The sequence below is a fragment of the Hyphococcus aureus genome, assembly GCF_042643165.1.
In the GTDB taxonomy this organism is placed as follows: Bacteria; Pseudomonadota; Alphaproteobacteria; order Caulobacterales; family Parvularculaceae; genus Hyphococcus; species Hyphococcus aureus.
Window position 1 is genome coordinate 923,383 of the sequence record NZ_JBHRSH010000001.1, and the last position, 20,608, is coordinate 943,990.

Genomic DNA, 20,608 nt, shown 5'->3' on the forward strand with positions numbered 1-20,608 from the left:
TCCAACCGAAAGAGAACCGTTTTTCCAGAGGTGCGAGACACCAGGGAAATAGCACAGCTGCGCAGGGCGGTCCTTATGAAATCTCGACACCCTCGGTTTCGGCGATGGATTTCACCAGATCGAGCACCCGTTTTTTGACCTGGGGATCCTTGATCTCTGCAAAATACCGGCAGAGCTGAACCCCGTCAGGCGAGTTCACCAGCGCCATAAGCGATTCGCTGGCCTCGCCTTCGGCAAAACCCGCAGCGGCCGATCCGTCGCCAAAATCGTCGTAAAAGAACTGCACCGGCACTTCGAGCAAACGCGAGAGCTCGAACATCCGGCTTGCGCCGATCCGGTTCACGCCTTTTTCGTATTTCTGGATTTGCTGGAAAGTCAGCCCGAGCGCCTTGCCGAGCGTTTCCTGGCTCATGCCGAGGATCATTCTCCGGAGTTTGACGCGCGACCCCACATGGACATCAATCGGATGCGGCCCGCTTCGCTTGCCCGTATCGTCTGATGTCGTTTCCGCCGCTTTCTGCGGTTTCGCCATGCTAAGTCCCCACGCATTACTGACGAGGCGTTCTCGCCCCGGCTACCGAACTGTCCGCTTATAGTGCAGCCCCCTGAAGGCGCAAAGCGATAAGGCCCAACTCATACACGGGCAAACAATTTTCCCTGAAAAGGCAGTATCAGGAAAATCAGCACAAACAGCAAAAAAGGCCAGTCTCCAGCGCGATCATAGAGCGTTCGCGGTAATTTCGGCGGCAAAGGCGCGTCAATCTTACCCGCCTGATAGAGCGGGATTCGGGCAAGGATGCGTCCTTTTGCATCAATCAGCGCGGAAACCCCGGTATTAGCCGAGCGGGCCATGGGCAGTCCGGTTTCCACCGCGCGCAACCGCGCCATATCGAGATGCTGGCGCGGCCCGGAGCTGTCGCCGAACCAGGCGTCATTCGTGGCGACGACGAGCCAGTCGGGGCGCTCGCCCTTGAAATAGGAGGCGCCCGGAAAAATCGCCTCATAACAAATCATGGGGGAGAAAGATGCGCCGCCTGCAGAGAGTGTCGTCGGGCCCAACCCGGATGAAAACCCCCGATCCTGATAGGGGGTCAGCGCTGCGACGCCGATCTGGCTCAGAAAATCGTAGAAGGGCAGATATTCGCCGATGGGCACCAGGTGATGCTTGTCATAATGGGCGGTTATGCGCCGGCGGTCTTCTTCCTGCTCGACAACAGCGATGGAATTATACCAGCGCTCCTCGCCATTCTCCGCCTCCTCGCGCCGCACCGTCCCGGCGATCAGCACTGAGTTTTCGGGGAGTTCTTCTGAGAGCGCCTCCAGCGCCGACGGCGATTCGCTCAACAGCGGCGCGCCGTTTTCCGGCCAGATAATGAAAAGCTGCGCATCGGGCGGCACGGCCCCACGCGAATGCTCCATCTGGCGTTCGAAATTTTTCGCCCAGTAACTCCACTGGATTTTTTCCCGCTGGGGAATGTTGGGCTGAACGATCCGCACAAGCTGGCGGGCGTCGCCTTGGGGCTCCGGCATCGCAAGGCGGATAGCCCCGGCGGCGAACAACAGCGCCGCGCCGCCAAGCATGACCCAGAAACCGGAAAGCGGCTTTGTTTTGTCATCGGCCTCAAGCCCGGCCGCAGGCGCCGCGGCCAGGAAAATTGCGACAAGGCTTAATCCGTATGCGCCATACCATGCCGCCGTCTGCGCCCCGACAGCGCTGCCTGCGAAAACCTGTCCCGTCAGGTTCCATGGCAAGCCAGTCAGGATATGGCCGCGCCCATATTCGACCAAGGCGAAAACGCCGGCGAAGAAAACAATGCGGGCCCAGCCGGTTTTCGGAAACGCCGCACAACATAACGCGGCGGCGCCTGTAAAGAGCGCAAGAAACGCTGGCATGCCAGCCAAGGCGAAAGGCGCCATCCAGGCGAACTGGTCTGCCTGCACAAAAAACGACAGGGCCATCCAGTAAACCCCGGCGAGGAAATAGCCGAAGCCCCAGAACCAGCCGGCGATGAAGGCGCTGCGTCCTGGCTTGCTGTGCGCGGCGGCGCCGTCAATCAGGAGCACCAGCACCGTCATCCCCACCGCCATCAGGGGCAGAAGATAAAGCGGCGCCAACGCCGTTGCGGCGGCAAGCCCGGCGACAAAGGAAATGAGCCAGCGCCGCCAGCCCGAAGCGCCGCGAATTCCTTCGGCGGCGCGCGTTAACAGCTCTGAACATCGAGACAAGACGTCTTGCAAACGCCTACTCCGCGGCCTTGCCCGGCGCATTCGCGGCGGACGGTCGGATGCGCAACTTCCTGACCTTGCGCGCATCGCCTTCAGTCACTTCGAAATCAAAGCCGTTGGGGGCGGACAAAACCTCTCCGCGCTGGGGCACGCGGCCCGCCAGCGAAACGGCGAAACCGCCGACCGTGTCGATCTCATCATCCTCCGTATCGAGGTGAAGCCCAGTCTCTTCTTCGAAATCGGCAAGCTCGACGCGCGCATCCACTTCCCAGCCGCCGCTGGGCAGGGGTGCTATAACAAGTTCATCCTCGTCGTCATGTTCGTCATTGATCTCGCCGACAATCTGTTCAACGAGGTCTTCGATGGTGACAAGCCCGTCGGTGCCGCCATATTCGTCGATGACGAGCGCCATATGAATGCGGGACGCCTGCATGCGCAGGAGCAGATCGGTGACGCGCATGGAGGGCGGCACGTAAAGCACATCCCGGCGCAAGGTTTTCAGGATCGGGCCCGAGGCCGGCAAAGGCTTGGCGTCGTCGGCGATGAGACCGATGACGTCTTTCAGATGCACCATGCCGACGGGATCATCGAGATCGCCGCGATAGACCGGCATGCGCGAATGGCCGGCGTCGGAGAACAGTCTGATGAGTTCCTGCAGCGGCGTGTCGATGTCGACCGCGGAAATATCCGCGCGCGGCGCCATCACGTCGAAAACTTTCTTTTCATCAAAGGCGATGACCCGTTCAATCATTTCGCGGCGGGCCTGATCGAAAGTCCGCGCCGTAGCCTCGTCCCCATTTTCGAGGGCGGCGAGGTCTTCTGCGCGGCCGGGTTTTCCAATCATGGAGCGCAGCCGCGCCATAATACTGTCGCCAAATCCGTTTTCGTCACTGCTATCGTCAATCGTCATCAGCTTCGCCGCTTATCTCTTTCATTCGCCATCTTGGCCATAGGGATCCGCCACGCCCATGGCTGACAGAATTTCCGTTTCGCGCCGCTCCATCAAAACGGCTTCGCTTTCCGTCTCATGATCATAACCGATCAGATGGAGCATGCCATGGATAATGAGATGGGCCGCATGATCGCGCAACGAAATCTGCTTCTCGGCCGCTTCCGCAGCGCAGGTCTCACGCGCGAGGGCGATGTCGCCAAGGAAGCCCTCCTCTTCACCTGACGGAAAAGACAGGACATTGGTGGCCCCCTCCTTGCCCCGAAACCGGGCGTTGAGGTCCGCCATGGCGGCGTCATCACAGAATAAAAGAGCGATCTCGCGTCCGATCGGGGCCTCGAACACAGCCGCCCGCCCCTGGCATTCCTCGGCAAGCGCGGCCGCGTCAGGCAGGATCACGGTCCAGCCCTCATCTTCGATCACGGCCTCAATCATCGTCTGATGGTCATTTCTGGGCGCCGCGGCTTTCATAGGCGGCGATAATGCGCGCCACCAGCGGATGGCGCACGACGTCGGACGCCTCGAAGCGGACTTCGGCGACCCCCTTCACGCCCGAGAGAACGCTCAGCGCGTCGGCGAGCCCCGAAACCTCTCCCGACGGAAGATCGGTCTGCGTCGGGTCGCCGGTGATCGCCATATGGGCGCCTTCGCCCAGACGGGTGAGGAACATTTTCATCTGCGCTGGCGTCGCATTTTGCGCTTCGTCGAGAATGACCGCTGCGCGCGCAAGCGTACGCCCGCGCATAAACGCAATTGGCGCAATCTCGATTTCGTTCGCCGCAATCCGCCGCTCCACATAATCCGCATGCATCATATCGTGCAACGCGTCGTAAAGCGGGCGCATGTAAGGGTCGAGTTTTTCGCGCATTTCTCCGGGCAGGAAACCGATGCGCTCGCCAGCTTCAAGAGCGGGACGCGACAGAATGATCCGTTCAACTTGGCCCGATAAAAGCAGGCCCACTGCATGGGCGACCGCGAGATAGGTCTTGCCAGTGCCGGCGGGACCGACGCCAAAGGTAAGGTCGCTTTCCGACAAGGCGCGCAAATAAGCCGCCTGATTGGGCGTGCGCGCCGTGATTAAGCGCTTGGGCGTCTTGATGCCCGGGCTCATGGACTGAACCTCCACCGGCGCCTCGGAAAGTTTCGCAGCCGCGCGCACCTCGCCGGCGCCCACCGCCTCGCCGTGGGCGAGCCGCGCATAAAGCGAGGACAGCGCCGCAATCGCGCGCGCGCGTGCGCCAGCCGCGCCCGTCACCGCAAAGCGGTTGCCGCGCGGATTGATGCGCACATCAAGGGCGTCTTCGAGAATGGAGAGATGGGCGTCATGTTCGCCTGAAAGGGCCGCGACCAGACGATTGTCGTCAAAGTCGATATGCTCGATTTCGCCTGAAGATTTCTGTTCGCTCAAGCGGCGGCCTCTTCCCTTTTCAACATAGCGCCCGCAAGGGCGTTCGGCGTGACGCCTTCAATCTTCACCTTAGCAATCGTTCCAAGACAAGATTGTGGCGCCTCAACGTGAACGCTTTGCAAATAGGGCGAGCGGCCAATGAGCTGGCCTTCCTTGCGGCCGGGTCTTTCAAACAGAACCGGGAGTTCGGACCCGATCCGGGCCTGATTAAAGGCCTGACGCTGGGCTTCAAGAAGGCTCTGCAAACGCGCGAGACGGTCATCCTTTTCGTCTTCGGCCACCTGTTTGGCCATCGCAGCGCCCGGCGTTCCGGGCCGGCGGGAATATTTGAAGGAATAGGCCGAGGCGTAGCCGACAGCCTCGACGAGAGCCAATGTGGCTTCAAAATCCTCACTCGTTTCGCCGGGGAAACCGACGATAAAGTCGCCGGAAAGGGCGATATCGGGCCGGGCGGCGCGAATACGCTCAATCAGCTTGACGTAGTGCTCGGCGGTATGGCCGCGATTCATCGCCTTCAGGATCTTGTCCGAGCCCGCCTGCACCGGAAGGTGGAGATAGGGCATCAGTTTCTCCTCCTCAGCGAAAGCGGCGATGAGCCCGTCATCCATGTCGCGCGGATGAGAGGTGGTGAAGCGGATGCGGTCGATCCCGTCGATTTTCGCCAGATGACGGCAGAGCTCTCCCAGCCCCCATTCATCTCCGGCGACGCCAGCGGGCGGGGCTGAGCCCCAGGCGTTCACATTCTGACCCAGCAGCGTGATTTCGCGAACGCCTTGCGCCGCGAGTGAGCGCGCCTCAGCGACAATTGCGTCCACATTGCGCGACACCTCGGCGCCGCGCGTATAGGGAACGACGCAGAAGGTACAGAACTTGTCGCAGCCTTCCTGCACTGTCAGGAACGCCGTCGGGCCGTCCGCCTCACGGGTCGCAAGCCGGTCGAATTTCTCTTCAACGGCAAAGTCCGTATCCAGAACATCTCCGCACTCGCGCGCTGTGCGCGCAATCAATTCCGGCAGGCGGTGATAGGCTTGCGGGCCCACCACCATGTCGACCACCGGCGCGCGGCGCGTGATCTCCGCCCCCTCAGCTTGGGCAACGCAGCCGGCGACGGCGATCTTCATATCGACGCCGGCATTAGCCTTGTCGGCCTTGAGCTGTTTCAGCCGCCCAAGGTCGGAATAAACCTTCTCCGCGGCTTTCTCGCGGATATGACAAGTATTGAGAATGACGAGGTCCGCCGCTTCCGGCGCATCGGCGACAGTGTAGCCCAAAGGCTTCAACAGACCCGCCATGCGCTCGGAATCATAGACATTCATCTGGCACCCATAGGTGCGGATGAAGACGGATTTACCTTGTTTTGGCCGCGGATCGGTCATGGTCTCTTGTCATCTATATCACGAAAGCGCCGCTATTTAGGCGGGCGAGCGCGGCAATGCAATGAGGCTGCGATATCGCCGCCAAATCGCGGGCTTGTGAGCATTATTGGTTTGATCGCGCACTGGTTGCGCGGCAAACTACCACTAGGGAGAGAGCGCGTATCGCTTTCTGAGGGTGTTGATGACGTCAAATCGGTATTTTTTGCGCACGTTATGCGGCGCAGCAGCAGGATTGAGCCTGGTCGTGAAGCCGGCGGGCGCGCAGGAACCTTCCTCCGCAGAGGGGGAGCCGCCCGTTCTGGTGGAGTTATTCCTGTCCCAGGCCTGCTCTATGTGCCCGCCGGCGGCGGCGCTTTTTCCGGAAATCGCCGCCCGCGACGACGTCGTCGCCCTGTCCTGGCATATCGATTACTGGAACATGACCAGTTCTGCGAACGGCCGCTGGGAAGACCCTTACTCAAAATCGGAATTCACCGCGCGCCAGAAGCGCTACAACAAGAATATCCGTCACAAAAGCTCGATCTATACGCCGCAGATTGTCGTCGGCGGCGAGATGGAAACAGTGGGCGGCAAGAAAGAAAAAATAAGCGCCCTCATTGAGACCGCGCCGCGAACCGGCGCGCCGATTGAGGCGTCGCTCTCGCGAGGCGGGATGCAGTTTGAAATCGGCGAAAGCGACGCCGGCGGCAACGCCTATATCGTCACCTTTAAAAAAAGCACATCGACGCGCATTACCGGCGGCGCCAATGCCGGCAAAATTTTCGCAGAGGCCAATGTGGTGACCGGCATTCGGCCCCTGGGCCTTGTCCGCAAACGCGGCGGCGAATTGTGGGTTGAAAAACCTTCAGAGGGCGAAAGCTGCGCCCTGATCGTGCAGGAGCCCGGACAAAAGCGCATCAGCGCGGCGGTCTATTGCCCGCTTTAGGCAAAGCACGCCTTAAGATTTCTTTTTTGTCCTTTTTGCCTGCGCGATGGCGTCCTTCATATCAGTGTAGCGATAACCGCCGACATGAAAATAATCGACCGGGACGCGTTTCACGCCATGTTCCCGCATCACCTGCGCCGCGTCGCCCTCAGTCTCTTTATTTATGAATTTTGTCGTCATGCAAAATCTCCTATGTTGCTATTTCAGTCGCCTTCGCCTTCATGTCTTATCAGCGCCTGCCATCATCGGATATTAATATTACGAGAATATATTTCGTATACGGAAATTCTATTGCCTTTACGTAGATTCAGGCGCATTAGATGATGACGACCCGAACAATTCGCGATTCTTCAGCAACTGGCATTCGCTGATAGCGCTAATCTAACACTACAAAACTTGGGGGAGACTGATCGCCTGCCGGTGTGCATATCCGGCAGGCTGATCTTTGGGCGGAGAGCGCAATCTCAAGCACCGCTCAACGCACAGTCGCGGGCTCTTCAGTAGCCATAGCAAATAAGGAATTTCTGTCATGGCCAAAGGTCAACAACGCAGCAATCGTGAAGCGAAAAAGCCGAAACAAAACAAACCCAAGAAGGTTGAACAGGCGGCCTCGCAAACGACAGAAGTCTTTCACGGAAAGCCAAAGAAAAAAGGCGGGAAGAACTAGCTAAGAGCGTATGAAAACAGTCATGCGTCTACGCAGCTATCATTATTGCGCCTGTATGGGGCGTCGCACTCCCATCCATCGCCAGCGTAATCCAGATGTGCGTTTTCAGGCACCCTGACAGCGATGCAAGCCGCGCCATTGGACTGAAACCCGCGCTCACACTGCCAGCCTGCGCCATATGACGCGCCCGTAAGATAGCCGCCCTCGGGAACAACCACTTTCTCACAAGCGTCCCTGGCCACTTTATAGCCGCGATCGCAATCCCAATCGCTTCCGCTCAGCCCATACGCCAAAAATCCATTCACCGGGGCCACGAGCCGCGCACATTCGCCGGCGCGTTCTTTATATCCGCGCTCACAGGCCCATCCCCGGCCATAAGTTGAATTTGTTGCATAGCCGTTTTCCGGAACAACTATAGGCTCACACTCATTCTCGCTGGCGCGAAATCCTCTTTTGCACTCCCAGCCTGAACCAAAGCTTTCGCCGGAAAGATATCCGTTCTCTGGAACAGTAATAAGCCGGCACGACGTATCGACCTTCTGAAATCCGCGAACGCAACTCCATTGAAAACCAAGCGATGATAAATAGGCGTTGTCAGGTATAATAACTTCGATACAGGCCTCACCCTCGCGGCGATATCCATACCGACACTCCCAGCCGCGGTCATAAGAGGAGTTCGTGGCGTATGCGTTTTCGGGAATTGCGATTTCAACACACGCATCAGATCGTTTCGTAAATCCTTGCGCGCATTCCCAACCCCCAAGATAGCCTTTGCTGATCGAATTGGCGGGAAGCGCGGACTCCTGCGCTGATGCAACTCCTGCGAAAACAAGAACCACAAGCATGAGCGCAAGCGTCGAAACCGCCCGGCGAACATCAATAAAATCTGCTCGAAAATTGTTCATAAAAATATCCTGATTGCCGTGCGCCGCGCAGCAGAAGGCGGCCGGATGATCTGCTCGCCAGATATATGCGCAGCATCACCCTCGCAGCCGGCGAGGCGCGAGGGTGTTGTAAGCGTCGTTTTAGTAAAAGCGCGGAGAAGCACGAAGCCTCTCCATTGAGCTTTTAGGCTTTTTTGACTTCGGCCGTTGCTGGCGTTGTCGTTTCCTCAGCCTTGGCTGCTTCATTGGCTGCGGCCGGCGCCTTTTCAGAGCCTTTTATTTCAGCTTGTTTCGGGGTTTTATCGCCTTGATTATCGCTTTTTTTAAACATTTTCTGAACTTCCATCTGCATCGGCACTGATTTGCCGGCGCCACTCTTAGATGGGAAGCTCATGACGACTATACAATGGGCGAATGGCGTTGCAGAAATTTATTTTGTACACGGAAAATATAACACTTCCTTCGTTATTTCACCCTTAACGCACAATCACGCAAACCGGTCGGTCGCCTTGACTAGCGCATCGATAATCCCTGGCTCGCTCGCCGCATGGCCGGCATCATCGATCAGCTTGAAATCCGCCTCGGGCCAGGCCTTGCGCAGCTCCCACGCCGTTTTCATGGGCGTGCAGACGTCGTAGCGCCCCTGCACGATGACCCCAGGAATACTCCGTATACGGTCAATATTGGCGAGAATCTGATCGTCTCGCTCGAAAAAACCGCCATGCTGGAAAAAGTGCGCTTCGATGCGCGCGAAGGCGAGCGCGAAGGCGTCGCTTGAAAACGCCTGCACCCGTTCATCGGAGGGCAGAAGCGAAACCGTGCCGCCTTCCCACATGCTCCACGCCTTGGCGGCGCGCATCTGCTCCGCCCGGTTGGTTCCCGTCAGCCGTTTGTAATAGGCGGCGATGAGATCGCCACGCTCTTCTTCGGGAATCGGCGCCAGATATTTCTCCCAGAGATCGGGAAAGAGCCAGCTCGCCCCTTCCTGATAGAACCACAAGAGCTCGGCCCGGCGGAGCGTGAAAATCCCGCGCAACACCAGTTCCGTCACAACGTCCGGATGGGTCTGCGCATAGGCGAGCGCGAGGGTCGACCCCCATGAGCCGCCAAACACCTGCCAGCGCTCAATGCCCAGATGCCGCCTCAATTTCTCCATGTCCTCGACAAGATGCCATGTTGTATTGTCGGTCAGGTCCGCATGGGGCTGCGACTTGCCGCATCCACGCTGATCGAAAAGAACAATGCGATAACGCGATGGATCGAAATAGCGCCGCATGGACGGCGTCGAGCCGCCGCCCGGGCCGCCATGACACACCACGACAGGCTTGCCGCCGGGCGCGCCGGAAACTTCATAATAGAGTTCATGGACATCGCTGACGCGCAGCATACCGGCGTCGAACGGCTCAAATGGCGGATATAAATTGCGGAGCGCGGTCATTTCCCTACTGACAAGCCTTTTTCAATCGGTTAGCGTTTAGTGGGGAGAGGCATGTGTAACAAGTCTTTCTGTGGGATAAGAGTTTGGTGATCAGGGGCGTTCAGGCCGCCAAGTCGTTTAATCGGACTTTCGCGGCAATGGTAATAGCGTTGACTTTCACGGCGTTGACCGGCGGATGCGCGGTGAACCCCGTTTCCTCTCAATCCAGCGTCAACCATCAACCAGCTGCGGAGCGTGATCTCCTCGCCGACGCGGCGCGCGATGTGGCGGATGCGCCCTGGCCAAAGCCGGAGCCTGTCTCCTTTGTATCGCGCATGACCGCCGGCGCTATTGATGACGGCTTTTCCAAGAGCGACGCCGCCGAGGTCTACGCCAGCACGCTTCAGCCCGTGGGCGAACGCTTTTCCCGCCTGGAATCAGACGCCAAATCGAATCTCAAAGCCGCTGAGCGGCTGCTGGGCGTCGCCGAAAGCGCCGTCATGGCGCCGCGCCTTACCGGCAATGACGTCGCGATCGTTGAGGGCGCCATTCAGACGCTTCGTGAAAATCGGCAGATTTATGTGAGCGCCGCGCATCAGATTGAAAAGCTCGGCGAGCGCGTGGACGATGATCGCCTCGATGCCATTCGCGAAGCGTATAATAATGCGATCCGCGATCTCGGCGAAGCCGCCGACGGGCTGGCCGACCGGCTCGACCGCGACCTCTCGGAAAATTACGCTTCCCCCGCCCCAAGACCGCTCATCAATAATCTTTCAGGCGTTTAAGCGAATTCAATTTATTGAAAAAGAAAAAGGCGCGCCCGATCAGGGACGCGCCATTTTGTTTTCAAGGCTAGGAAGACCTATTCAGCCGCGGCGACGCCGCCAGATGCGCCCAGCGCCGCAACACTCTCTACATATTCTTGCCGCTTGCGCTTGTTGATCTCATCGAACTCTTCGGCGCGTTCTTCATCGCGTTTGGAAAGCTCGGAATAATCAATATCAGCAAATCCGAGCACACCCATTTCGCCATAGGCCGCCTGGATTTTATCCGACCAGAGGCCGATATCGCGCACGATCGGCACGATCCGCTGGAACAGCATGGTGCGGAACATTTTCTGATAGCCCGAAGCGTTCTGCGCTTCGACAATCTCGTCCACCGGCAAGCCGAGGCTTTGATAAAGCTCGCGCGCCTCGAAGCGGTCGCGCATATGGTAGCAAGCCTCGACCAGAAACTCTTCGCGTTCGTCGCGCTCAGCCTGCGTCAGATGCGGGTAGTATTCCTTCAGCGTCAGCCGGCCAAAGGCGACGTGACGGGATTCATCTTCCATCACATAGGCGTTGACCTGTTGCGCCAGCGGGTTCTGCGAGGTCTCACGGATATTGTTGAAGGCCGCGAGCGCCAACCCCTCAATCACCACCTGCATGGCGAGATAAGTCATATCCCAGCGCGAGTCGCGCAGCGCCTGATCCACCAGCGTCTGCAGCGGATGGGTCATCGGATAGGCGACGCCGAAACAATGCAGCAGCTTTTTGTAAGCTTCCACATGGCGGGCCTCGTCCATAACTTGCGTTGAGGCGTAGAACTTGGCGTCGAGGTCGGGCACCTGCTGGACAATCTTCGCCGCGCAAATCAGCGCCGCCTGTTCGCCCTGCATGAATTGCGAAGTCGTCCAGGCCTGCAAATGCCGTCGCAGCTCCGCCCGTTCCTTGTTGTTCATCTTGCCCCAGACCGGCGTGTTGACGAGGCCGCCCATCTCATCCGGGATCTGCATCGGATTTTCATCATCGAGCTCAAGGGTCCAGTCGATGCGATTGAGCGCATCCCACTGCATGTCCTTGCCCTTTTGATAAAGGTGCATCATCTGCTTGCGGCCGTCGTCATACTCCCAGTCGAATGTCGTTTCGAAGTTCTGGGGCACGGTCCAGCAAGGATCGATATCGGGGATCGGATAAAGCTCGCGCAAAGACGCCATGTGTGGTTCCTCCCAAAACTGGCTCAAAGCAGATCAGAGGCCGCGCTGATGGTTTTTCTTCTGAACTCTACGGTCCGCCACGCTGGCTCTTCGCTATTACACTGACCAGTTTACCTTGAGGGCGTCAAGATTTCCTTATGTCGTTCGCTATTTTTGGTCAAAAATTTAAGAGTTTTTGGCTTTATCTAGCGGAACGCCGTAGAGTTCCAGCCGGTGGTCCACAAGCTTGAACCCGTGCTGTTCGGCGATCTTCTTTTGCAGCGCCTCGATCTCTTCATTAACGAACTCAATGACCTCACCCGACTTGAGATTGATGAGATGGTCGTGATGGGTCTCCGTCGCCTCTTCATAGCGGGCGCGCCCATCCTGAAAATCATGGCGCTCAACAACGCCAGCCTCTTCGAAAAGGCGCATGGTGCGATAGACGGTGGCGATCGAAATCTTGTCGTCGATCTCCGTCGCGCGGCGGTGGATCTCCTCCACATCGGGATGATCCTCAGCGACCGACAGGACGCGCGCAATCACCCGGCGCTGTTCCGTCATACGCATGCCTTTGGCGACACAAATTTTTTCTAGCCGATCCATGAAATCTCCTCGATCCGGCATGGGATAGCGGGCGTCTTTATCGCCGTCCCCGCCGCGCCATGCAACTCGAAAGCGAACCAGCGGCGAACTCTACAAGTCGAGCGCCATCACCACCGCATCGCCGCCATCGCGATAATATCGCTGGCGCACACCCACCTGTGCAAAACCCGCGCGCGCATAAAGCGCCTGCGCCGGAGCGTTACGCGCATCGACTTCCAGGAAACACCGCTTTGCGCCGCCAAGCCGGGCCGCCTCTAAAACGCCGGATAACAGAGCGCGCCCAAGCCCGCCGCCGCGCGCCTCATCGACGACCCCAATGGTGAGGATCTCGGCTTCCGGCCCAAGATCGCGCCAGACTGCAAAGCCTTGCGGCGCCGTTTCGCTGGCGCCGCCGAAAAGAACTGTCACGCGCGGCGCGACAAAACTCTCCTTCACGCTGTCTGATCCCCAGCTGCGCCCGCCAAAGGCGAGCGCTTCAAGCCGGGCGAGCATGTCGGCGTCTTCGAGGCCGGCAGGCCAGATCCGCCACTCAACGATCATCGCGCGGCGCCGTCAAACAGGCCGGGTTTGCCGGGCTTGGCGTCCGGCGCGCGCAGATAGAGCGGCGCCGGCGGTCCGTCCGGCGCGGGCGCTTTGGCGGCAAGCAGGGCGACGATCCTCGCGTCGATCTCCTCCCGGGCCTCAGACACGCTCCAGCCAGCCGGCGCCGGGCCAAGCAGCCGCGCCCCCGATCCCAGAACACGGACAGAACGATCCGCAGCCTTATCCTGTAGTTTTTTCAATGCTTCTTTCGGTTCCGAGACAAATGGCGGCAGGATGATTTCACCACCCCGACCATAAAGTGCAGCGTAAACCTGCCCCCGTCTGGCGTCGATAACGGGCGCGACCAGCTCTTGCGCCCAATGAGGCGCGGCCAGCGCCGCAAGGCTCGTAACCCCGACGACAGGGATGCCGGTCCCGACGCCGAGCCCGCGCGCAAAGGATAAGGCGACCCTGACCCCGGTGAAACCGCCGGGCCCGACCACCACGCCGACCCGCGACAGATCGCCAATGGAAACCCCCGCTTTAGCCAGCGCAGCCGCCGCCATGGGGGCGAGCCGCTCCGCATGGCCGCGCTCCATCCCCACGGATTCATCCGCGAGCACCTCATCGCCCCTTATGATAGCGACCGAGCAGCGTTGAAGCGCCGTATCCAATCCCAAGACCAACATGACGCCTCCATAGGCGCAGCGGCGCTCTCCCGCAAATCCCTTCTTGTTGAAGCAAAGGAGGCCGCCATGGCCGATCCGACAGAATTTCAATTCGACCTCCCGCCAGACCGTCACTGGGCGCCCATGCCCCTTGCCGAACGCATCCACAAAACCGCCTGGGCCGCGGCTGACGGCTGCGCCTCTTTACGGGGAGCCGAAACGCGCGAAGCGGTCCGAGTCATCGTCATTCACGCGACCGCAGGCGCAACAACCGACGGAGCCGTTTCCGTCATGGAAGAGGCGCGCGCCAGCTTTCACTGGATTGTTCCGGGTAAGGATGAACCAACTCATGGAGTCCATGTCTGGGCGACCTGCCCCGAACGCCTCGCCGCCTGGCATGTGCGCCGGTCATGTGCACATCCGGATATCTGCGGCGGGGCGAATAATCTCAACCGCGCCTCCCTCGGCATTGAGATCGTCAACCGGCAAGATGGAGAGAATCCGTTTTCTTCATGGCAACTTGAAGCCACCGCAGACATTGTGCGCTACGCCGCAGGGAAATATCCAAACCTCACTCATGTGGTGAGCCATGCGCGCCTAGACCCCACAAGACGCACCGACCCCGGCCCTAATTTTCCGTGGGCGGAATTTAAAGCGATGGTTCTGGATTAAGGACGGCGGGCGACAAACAGGGTCTGGCCAAAAAACTCCACCGGCCCTTCAAGAATTTCCCAACCGTGAAAGAGGTGATTTCTGAGCCAGCTTTCGGGATGATACGCAACATAAGTGCGCGAACCTTCTTTGACGCGGCCGCGCACCACCAGCTTCCCGGCGTCGAACCGCGCCTGTTCTTCCGGCAGGAGCTGGCCTGGCGCAAGATTGACGTGAAACGCGCCGAGAAAAATCCCGCCCGGCGCCAGCACGCGGGCGATGTCATGCATCCACGCGTCATGTGCTGCTTCGGACAGATGGGTGAACACCGACAGCGCATAAAGCGCATCGAAGGACGCCGCGGCGGCGGGCAAAGGCGGCATCAGGCCGTTGTGGAAAAACTGAGCGCCCTCAATATGATCCGCACACCACTGAACTGCATGTTCATTATAATCAAAACCCGTGCGTTGATATTGCGCCGGAAGGTGGCGCAGCACCCGCGCAAGCCCACATCCCCAATCGGCGACGCGCGGCGTATCCGTTTTCACATGCGCGTCAATCAGCCTGGTGAGCGCCGCGGCCGTTTCCCCGCCCGTCTTCCAGTAAAGATCGAAAGAAGTGTGGCGATACATATCATGCATCCACCACAGCGGCGGCGGGATAAAATCAGGATGCGCCTCGCAAAACCGGGCGTTCTCCTTCGCGCTCGCCCATTTCGAGCGCATGTACCGCAACGCATCGAACGCAGGCAACAAACCGGCGGCGCGCGCAAGAGAAACAAGCCGCTGTTTCACAGCCATTTCCAGAAAGCGATCTTAAACAACCTGACAGGCGCCGTCGAATTCCAGCCGGGGCGAGCGCGGGAAAAGGTTTTCTTCCGTGCCGTAACCGATATTGCAGAGGAAATTCGACTTGTAATTGGTGCCCGCGAAAAACTCCTTGTCAACGCCGGCATTATCAAAGCCGGACATGGGCCCGCAATCGAGCCCCAGCGCGCGCGCCGCAATCATGAAATAGGCGCCTTGCAAAGTGCCGTTGCGAAACGCCGTGGTTTTGATCAAGTCGTCATTCCCGGCGAACCAGCTTTTGGCGTCCGTATGCGGAAAAAGCTCAGGCAGCTTTTGATGAAACTCCATATCGTGCCCGATAATGACGCAGCACGGCGCGGCCATGGTTTTCGCCTTGTTTCCATCGCCGAGATGCGGCTCAAGCCGTTTCTTCGCTTCATCGGACGACACGAAGACAAACCGCGCCGGCGAACAATTGGCCGACGTCGGCCCCCATTTCATGAGGTCATAGACCGCCTGCATCAACGGCCGCGTCACCTTGCGCGCCTCCCAGCCATTATGGGTGCGCGCATCGCGGAAAATGATATCGAGGGCCTGGTCGTTGATCATCTTGTCGGACATGAGGGGCTTGCTCCATGGGCTCGGTCGTTGCCACCCTTCATGCTATTTTTCATAGCGAAAGCCAAGCTCCAGCGCGACCTGATAATAGGCGACCTTGTCATCATCAATCAGGCCGCGGGTTTCAGTGACTTCAAACCAGTCGAGATTTTTCAGCGTTTTCGACGCTGTCGCGATGGCGTTATGGATCGCGTCCTCGATCGAGGTTTTCGAGGTTCCGACGACCTTGCTGACGGCGTAGACATTATCTGACATGAGGCGTTCCTTTCGGTTCTAAGGCGCACATCCGGCGCGCCAGATAAGGAACACTTGACCGCCCGCCGGGGTTCAGCCCGCCGGGTGAAGAACAGGCGTTACGCCGCCTCGACGCGCGCAACCTCTGGCACATAATGCTTCAGCATGTTCTCGATGCCGTTTTTGAGGGTCAGCGTCGAGGACGGACACCCCGAACAGGCGCCTTGCATGGAGAGAAACACAACGCCGGTGCGCGGTTCATAATGCTTGAACACGATATCACCGCCATCGGCCGCCACAGCGGGACGAACGCGGGTCTCGATCAATTCAACGATCTGTTCGACGATTTCGCGATCCTCACCCTCATAATCCTCGAGCGGCGTCGCCAGAGATGACGATTGCGCGCCGGCGCCCTCAGCCAATACAGGCAGGCCGGCAGTGAAGAAATCCGCGATAGCGCCGAGCAGCGCCGGCTTGATATGCATCCATTCAACGGCCTCGGCCTTGGTAACGGTGACGAAGTCGGCGCCGAGATAGATCCCCATGACCCCGTCCGTTTCGAACAGCATGGCCGCAAGCGGCGAGGCCGCCGCCGCCTCAAGGGTCGGGAAGTCGATCCCCAGCGCGCCATGGCCAAGCACGGCCTGTCCGGGCAGGAACTTCATGGATTGCGGGTTCGGGGTGTCTTCGGTCTGGATGAACATGGCGGACGTTTCTTTCACTGTGGACTTGCCCCTTAATTAGGTCAGCCGAGGCCTTTATACAACGCCGCCGAGGCCAGCTGCGAACACAATGGCGCTGACACGCATCGCGCTATTTTCACCTACGCTGATAAAGTGTTTTTAGTGTCTTCTCCCAAATTGGGACGACTCTCAATTTAGCGCTGGCCAATATAGATCATGGTTAATACTATCTCCTCGCTGAAGGGGAGTCCGCTATGCTTGATGAGCACAATGCCGAGGAAGAGGACTCCGGAGACAAGGATCCACGCGGTTTCCCGACCGAACGGCTTCCCGATCCGGAAACGAACGCTGCGCACCGGGCCCCAAATGAAGCCGACACCACCCGCTCCATGCGCTCGCGTAATCGCGGCCGGCTCCCCTTGTCAGCCAAGCGCTGGCGCCTCGCGCAATCTTTCGTAACGCGCGGTGAAAAGTGCGGCGGCTATTACACCTTCCGCGAGGACATGGACGTGCCGCGAGAACCTCAGGATCTCGAAGTGTTCAAGGATTTCAATTCCTACGATCCCGATCTGCACCGCTATTTCAATTTCCGGATCGATTATTTTCCCGGCTATGAAGCCAGGGCGAGCCTGCTCGACTGGAACGCGCGCACCTGGTTCGCGGATATTAATGACGAAATGATGGAAGCGAAGTTTCCGCGCGACATGTCGCTTAGAGCCTGCATTTCCGCATATCACATCACCGTTCGTAAAAATCAGGCGACAAACATTCGCCGCAAACGGCTTTTTCAGTTTGCGGGCTCCTTTGCCATGCTGACGCCAGCCCTCGCGCTCTCTTTGTTTCAGGATGCGCTGCTGCCAGACGCGCTCGTTAAAGGCGGACAGAAGGCGTTGCTCTCTTTCGGGCCGCAATCCATGGCCTTTTTCGGCGTATTGGCTCTCTTTCTCCTGATCGGTTTTCTTGTCACTCGCATCACGATCGGCATCACCACAACCCATATGACATCGGCGTTTCGCGGCAATGCAAAGGATCTGAACGCGAAGTTGCAGCGGCGCATGAACACGCTCCGGCAGAATTATACCCGGTTCTACAAGGCGATTGCCGAAGAGGAATTTTCCGGGCGCGATTCCGACGGCGCCGAATGGACAGATCGCGCAAAGTGGTGGGCGCGTCTCGCGATGTGGATGCCCAAGCGGATCGAGTATCTGGAGAAGTTCCTTCAATCGGAAATGCAGCGTATTCGCGTATTCCGGATCTGGACGGATGCTCTGGGAAATCTTTCGGCGACCCTGACATGGCTTGCCTGCGCGGCTGCCATGTTGATTGTCGCGCAGATATCCGGCGTTTCAAACGCGCCTTTCCTGGCGGCTACCATATTGGGGCTCTCTGGCTCAGCCTTGTTGGCGGTCATGTCGACACAGGCGAAATTTTCGCTCGACAACAAGTTGATCCGCCGCTGGATCGGCGACGATGACTGGCCTCGTTTTTCCGGTATCGGGCTTGATGTCGATTTCGGCGAAATCATCCGCCGCGACAAGGACCGCATCCGTCAGGAAAAACTGCGCGGCGGCGGCTTCGGTCAGAACTAACAATCAGTCCCGGCCGCCCGCGACCTAATTCATTGAATTCCGGATTCCTCGCCCTGCAGGATTGCAGGGGCTTGGCGAGCCGCGTATGCCTCGGCGATACACCAGAACAGCGGAAAACGCCCCCATGGACGAAAGCTCGACCAAATACACCGATCAGGAAGCCCTCGATTTTCACAGCCGCGGCAAGCCGGGCAAGCTGGAAATCACGCCGACCAAGCCGATGTCGACCCAGCGAGACCTGTCGCTCGCCTATTCTCCGGGCGTCGCTGCGCCGGTCCGCGCCATCGCAGAGGATCCGGATAAGGCTTACGATTACACCTCCAAGGGCAATATGGTGGCCGTCATTTCCAACGGCACGGCGATCCTCGGCATGGGCGATCTTGGCGCGCTGGCGTCGAAGCCGGTGATGGAAGGCAAGTCGGTTCTGTTCAAACGCTTTGCCGACATCGACTCCGTCGATATCGAAGTAGACACCAAAGACCCCGAAGCCTTTATCAACGCGGTTCGTTATCTCGGGCCCGCTTTCGGCGGCATCAATCTCGAAGACATCGCCGCGCCCGAAAGCTTCATGATCGAGCAGCGCCTCAAAGAGCTGATGGATATCCCCGTCTTTCATGACGACCAACACGGTACGGCGATCATCGCCGCAGCGGGTCTTCTCAATGCGCTCGACGTCACCGGCAAGTCTATCAAGGACATCAAGGTCGCGGTTTCCGGCGCCGGCTCGTCGGCCCTTTCCGTCATCGGGCTGATCAAGGCCATGGGTCTGCCTCATGAAAACGCCTTTGTCTGCGACTCCAAAGGCATCCTGACCAAGGGCCGCCAGCTCGATCAGTGGCGCTCGGCCCATGCGGTGGAGACCGACAAGAAAAGCCTCGCCGACGCCATGGACGGCGCCGATGTTGTCATTGGCCTTTCCGTCGCCGGCGCGATCTCCCAAAGCATGATCAAATCCATGGCGAAGAACCCCATCGTCTTTGTCATGGCGAACCCGAATCCGGAAATAACCCCCGAAGATATTCAGGCGGTGCGCGACGACGCGATCATCGCCACCGGGCGCTCGGATTATCCGAACCAGGTGAACAATGTTCTGGGCTTTCCTTATATTTTCCGCGGCGCGCTCGACGCCCGCGCGCGCACCATCAATGAAGAAATGAAAATCGCCTGCGCCCAGGCGCTTGCCAAGCTCGCCCGTGAAGACGTGCCTGACGAAGTCGCCGCCGCCTATGGCAAGCGCCTCAAATACGGTCCGGGCTATATCATCCCGGCGCCGTTCGACCCGCGCCTGATTTCGGAGATTCCCCCCGCCGTCGCCAAGGCAGCCGTCGATAGCGGCGTCGCGCGCAAACCGATTGAAGATTTTACGAAATACAAAAACACCCTCGCCGCAAGGCTCGACCCCGCCGCCTCCTTCCTGCAGCGCATCTACTCATCGCTGCGCGCCGCCGAAACGCCAAAGCGCGTCGTCTTCCCTGAAGGCGAAGAAGAATCGGTCATTCGCGCCGCATACGGCTTCCAGCAGGAAAAGCTTGGCAAGGCGATCCTGATCGGGCGCGAGGAATATATCCGTCAGGGACTGAAAGACGCGGGCCTGCCCGAAGACGCGGATTTCGAGATCCACCATTCGCGCACCGCCAAACATAGCGATCTTTATACGGAATACCTCTACAAGCGTCTTCAGCGCAAAGGCTACCTTCACCGCGACGCCGTGCGCCTCGTGAACACGGACCGAAATGTCTATGGAGCCTGCATGCTCGCCCATGGGCACGCCGACGGCATGGTGACAGGCGTCACCCGGCATTATGATGTCGCCTTGTCGAATGTCCGCCTCGCGCTCGACTCCCGCCCCGGCGAACGCATGATCGGCGTCTCCATCATTCTGACCAAGAACCGCACGCTTTTTGTCGCCGACACAAATGTCACCGAACTTCCCGGCCCGGAAGACCTTGCGGAAATCGCCATGCAGGTGGCCCATGCGGCGCGCCATCTTGGTTTCCCGCCAAAGGTCGCGTTCGTTTCCTATTCGAATTTCGGCAATCCCGATACGGAGCATTCGCGCCGGGTCGCAGGCGCTGTGGAAATTCTCGACAAGCGCATTGATGTCGACTTTGAATATGAAGGCGAGATGACGCCGCGCATGGCGCTGAATGAAAATGTGCGCGGGATTTATCCGTTCTCACGACTCAAAGGCGAAGCCAATGTGCTGATCACGCCGGGCGTTCATTCCGCTGCGATCTCAACCAAGCTTCTTGGCGAAGTCGGCGGCGCTCTGGTGCTCGGACCTGTTCTCATCGGCCTTGAACGGCCAGTGCAGATTGCGCAGGTCGGCGCGCCCGTGGGCGATCTGGTCACTCTGGCGGCGATGGCGGCGTATGAGCTTGACGCCGAGCACCGCAACTGGGCTGAAAAGACCGCTTAAGCGCATTTGGCAGTTTGTGCGCGA

General features: G+C 58.9%; 24 protein-coding genes. 6 read left to right on the forward strand and 18 right to left on the reverse strand.

Annotated features, from left to right (window positions below; translation table 11 throughout):
* Positions 1–73: 73 nt before the first annotated feature.
* The 6 genes from ACFOOP_RS04345 to miaB all read right to left on the reverse strand — a co-directional run bounded on the left by ACFOOP_RS04345 (position 74) and on the right by miaB (position 5,959).
* Positions 74–532, reverse strand: a complete 459-nt coding sequence (locus tag ACFOOP_RS04345) for a helix-turn-helix domain-containing protein (RefSeq protein ID WP_379879640.1) — start codon at positions 530–532, stop codon at positions 74–76.
* A 101-nt stretch (positions 533–633) separates the two neighbouring features.
* Positions 634–2,226, reverse strand: coding sequence for an apolipoprotein N-acyltransferase (gene lnt / locus ACFOOP_RS04350; protein WP_379879641.1), 1,593 nt, complete (start codon positions 2,224–2,226; stop codon positions 634–636).
* 16 nt (positions 2,227–2,242) lie between these two features.
* On the reverse strand, positions 2,243–3,136 hold the full coding sequence (locus ACFOOP_RS04355) for a hemolysin family protein (RefSeq protein ID WP_379879642.1): 894 nt from the start codon (positions 3,134–3,136) through the stop codon (positions 2,243–2,245).
* A 21-nt stretch (positions 3,137–3,157) separates the two neighbouring features.
* Positions 3,158–3,610, reverse strand: coding sequence for an rRNA maturation RNase YbeY (ybeY, locus tag ACFOOP_RS04360; protein WP_379879643.1), 453 nt, complete (start codon positions 3,608–3,610; stop codon positions 3,158–3,160).
* Between the two features lie 10 nt (positions 3,611–3,620).
* Complete coding sequence (locus ACFOOP_RS04365; RefSeq protein WP_379879644.1) at positions 3,621–4,583, reverse strand: PhoH family protein; 963 nt, start codon at positions 4,581–4,583, stop codon at positions 3,621–3,623.
* Positions 4,580–5,959: a tRNA (N6-isopentenyl adenosine(37)-C2)-methylthiotransferase MiaB gene (gene miaB / locus ACFOOP_RS04370; protein WP_379879645.1), complete on the reverse strand. Its 1,380-nt coding sequence runs from the start codon at positions 5,957–5,959 to the stop codon at positions 4,580–4,582. The genes ACFOOP_RS04365 and miaB overlap by 4 nt, the downstream gene beginning before the upstream one ends.
* 181 nt (positions 5,960–6,140) lie before the next feature.
* Between miaB and ACFOOP_RS04375 the strand changes: the two genes are divergently transcribed.
* Complete coding sequence (locus ACFOOP_RS04375) at positions 6,141–6,884, forward strand: DUF1223 domain-containing protein (RefSeq protein WP_379879646.1); 744 nt, start codon at positions 6,141–6,143, stop codon at positions 6,882–6,884.
* 12 nt (positions 6,885–6,896) lie between these two features.
* On the opposite strand, the gene ACFOOP_RS04380 is transcribed toward ACFOOP_RS04375, so the two are convergent.
* On the reverse strand, positions 6,897–7,064 hold the full coding sequence (locus ACFOOP_RS04380; protein ID WP_379879647.1) for a CBS domain-containing protein: 168 nt from the start codon (positions 7,062–7,064) through the stop codon (positions 6,897–6,899).
* A 349-nt stretch (positions 7,065–7,413) separates the two neighbouring features.
* On the opposite strand from ACFOOP_RS04380, the gene ACFOOP_RS04385 reads away from it, so the two are divergent.
* Positions 7,414–7,551: a hypothetical protein gene (locus ACFOOP_RS04385; RefSeq protein WP_379879648.1), complete on the forward strand. Its 138-nt coding sequence runs from the start codon at positions 7,414–7,416 to the stop codon at positions 7,549–7,551.
* Positions 7,552–7,571: 20 nt separating this feature from the next.
* On the opposite strand, the gene ACFOOP_RS04390 is transcribed toward ACFOOP_RS04385, so the two are convergent.
* From ACFOOP_RS04390 to pip, 3 genes are all read right to left on the reverse strand, one after another.
* Positions 7,572–8,456 (reverse strand): hypothetical protein, encoded by an 885-nt coding sequence (locus ACFOOP_RS04390; RefSeq protein ID WP_379879649.1) that lies wholly within the window; start codon positions 8,454–8,456, stop codon positions 7,572–7,574.
* A gap of 163 nt (positions 8,457–8,619) precedes the next feature.
* Positions 8,620–8,793, reverse strand: a complete 174-nt coding sequence (locus ACFOOP_RS04395) for a hypothetical protein (protein WP_379879650.1) — start codon at positions 8,791–8,793, stop codon at positions 8,620–8,622.
* A gap of 129 nt (positions 8,794–8,922) precedes the next feature.
* Positions 8,923–9,873, reverse strand: coding sequence for a prolyl aminopeptidase (gene pip / locus ACFOOP_RS04400; protein WP_379879651.1), 951 nt, complete (start codon positions 9,871–9,873; stop codon positions 8,923–8,925).
* A gap of 137 nt (positions 9,874–10,010) precedes the next feature.
* On the opposite strand from pip, the gene ACFOOP_RS04405 reads away from it, so the two are divergent.
* Positions 10,011–10,637: a hypothetical protein gene (locus ACFOOP_RS04405; protein ID WP_379879652.1), complete on the forward strand. Its 627-nt coding sequence runs from the start codon at positions 10,011–10,013 to the stop codon at positions 10,635–10,637.
* Positions 10,638–10,714: 77 nt separating this feature from the next.
* Here the strand turns inward: ACFOOP_RS04405 and ACFOOP_RS04410 are convergent, their stop codons facing one another.
* From ACFOOP_RS04410 to tsaB, 4 genes are all read right to left on the reverse strand, one after another.
* Positions 10,715–11,827 (reverse strand): ferritin-like domain-containing protein, encoded by a 1,113-nt coding sequence (locus ACFOOP_RS04410; RefSeq protein ID WP_379879653.1) that lies wholly within the window; start codon positions 11,825–11,827, stop codon positions 10,715–10,717.
* A 165-nt stretch (positions 11,828–11,992) separates the two neighbouring features.
* A complete protein-coding gene (locus ACFOOP_RS04415; RefSeq protein WP_379879654.1) occupies positions 11,993–12,412 on the reverse strand; it encodes a Fur family transcriptional regulator in 420 nt (139 codons plus the stop codon).
* A gap of 90 nt (positions 12,413–12,502) precedes the next feature.
* Positions 12,503–12,952, reverse strand: a complete 450-nt coding sequence (locus ACFOOP_RS04420; protein WP_379879655.1) for a GNAT family N-acetyltransferase — start codon at positions 12,950–12,952, stop codon at positions 12,503–12,505.
* Entirely contained in the window at positions 12,949–13,713 is a 765-nt protein-coding gene (gene tsaB / locus ACFOOP_RS04425; protein WP_379879656.1) for a tRNA (adenosine(37)-N6)-threonylcarbamoyltransferase complex dimerization subunit type 1 TsaB, read from the reverse strand. The genes ACFOOP_RS04420 and tsaB overlap by 4 nt, the downstream gene beginning before the upstream one ends.
* On the opposite strand from tsaB, the gene ACFOOP_RS04430 reads away from it, so the two are divergent.
* A complete protein-coding gene (locus ACFOOP_RS04430) occupies positions 13,690–14,274 on the forward strand; it encodes an N-acetylmuramoyl-L-alanine amidase (RefSeq protein ID WP_379879657.1) in 585 nt (194 codons plus the stop codon). The two genes, tsaB and ACFOOP_RS04430, sit on opposite strands and share 24 nt — an antisense overlap.
* On the opposite strand, the gene ACFOOP_RS04435 is transcribed toward ACFOOP_RS04430, so the two are convergent.
* The 4 genes from ACFOOP_RS04435 to ACFOOP_RS04450 all read right to left on the reverse strand — a co-directional run bounded on the left by ACFOOP_RS04435 (position 14,271) and on the right by ACFOOP_RS04450 (position 16,597).
* Positions 14,271–15,047 carry a class I SAM-dependent methyltransferase gene (locus ACFOOP_RS04435; protein ID WP_379879658.1) on the reverse strand — a complete coding sequence of 259 codons (777 nt, stop codon included), beginning with the start codon at positions 15,045–15,047 and terminating at the stop codon, positions 14,271–14,273. The genes ACFOOP_RS04430 and ACFOOP_RS04435 overlap by 4 nt on opposite strands.
* Positions 15,048–15,068: 21 nt before the next feature.
* Positions 15,069–15,662 carry a malonic semialdehyde reductase gene (locus ACFOOP_RS04440; RefSeq protein ID WP_379879659.1) on the reverse strand — a complete coding sequence of 198 codons (594 nt, stop codon included), beginning with the start codon at positions 15,660–15,662 and terminating at the stop codon, positions 15,069–15,071.
* A gap of 42 nt (positions 15,663–15,704) precedes the next feature.
* Complete coding sequence (locus ACFOOP_RS04445) at positions 15,705–15,914, reverse strand: dodecin (protein WP_379879660.1); 210 nt, start codon at positions 15,912–15,914, stop codon at positions 15,705–15,707.
* Positions 15,915–16,012: 98 nt separating this feature from the next.
* A complete protein-coding gene (locus tag ACFOOP_RS04450; RefSeq protein WP_379881504.1) occupies positions 16,013–16,597 on the reverse strand; it encodes a NifU family protein in 585 nt (194 codons plus the stop codon).
* 233 nt (positions 16,598–16,830) lie between these two features.
* On the opposite strand from ACFOOP_RS04450, the gene ACFOOP_RS04455 reads away from it, so the two are divergent.
* Both ACFOOP_RS04455 and ACFOOP_RS04460 read left to right on the forward strand, forming a co-directional pair.
* Positions 16,831–18,165, forward strand: a complete 1,335-nt coding sequence (locus tag ACFOOP_RS04455; protein WP_379879661.1) for a hypothetical protein — start codon at positions 16,831–16,833, stop codon at positions 18,163–18,165.
* A 124-nt stretch (positions 18,166–18,289) separates the two neighbouring features.
* Positions 18,290–20,584 (forward strand): NADP-dependent malic enzyme, encoded by a 2,295-nt coding sequence (locus tag ACFOOP_RS04460; RefSeq protein ID WP_379879662.1) that lies wholly within the window; start codon positions 18,290–18,292, stop codon positions 20,582–20,584.
* Positions 20,585–20,608 lie beyond the last annotated feature (24 nt).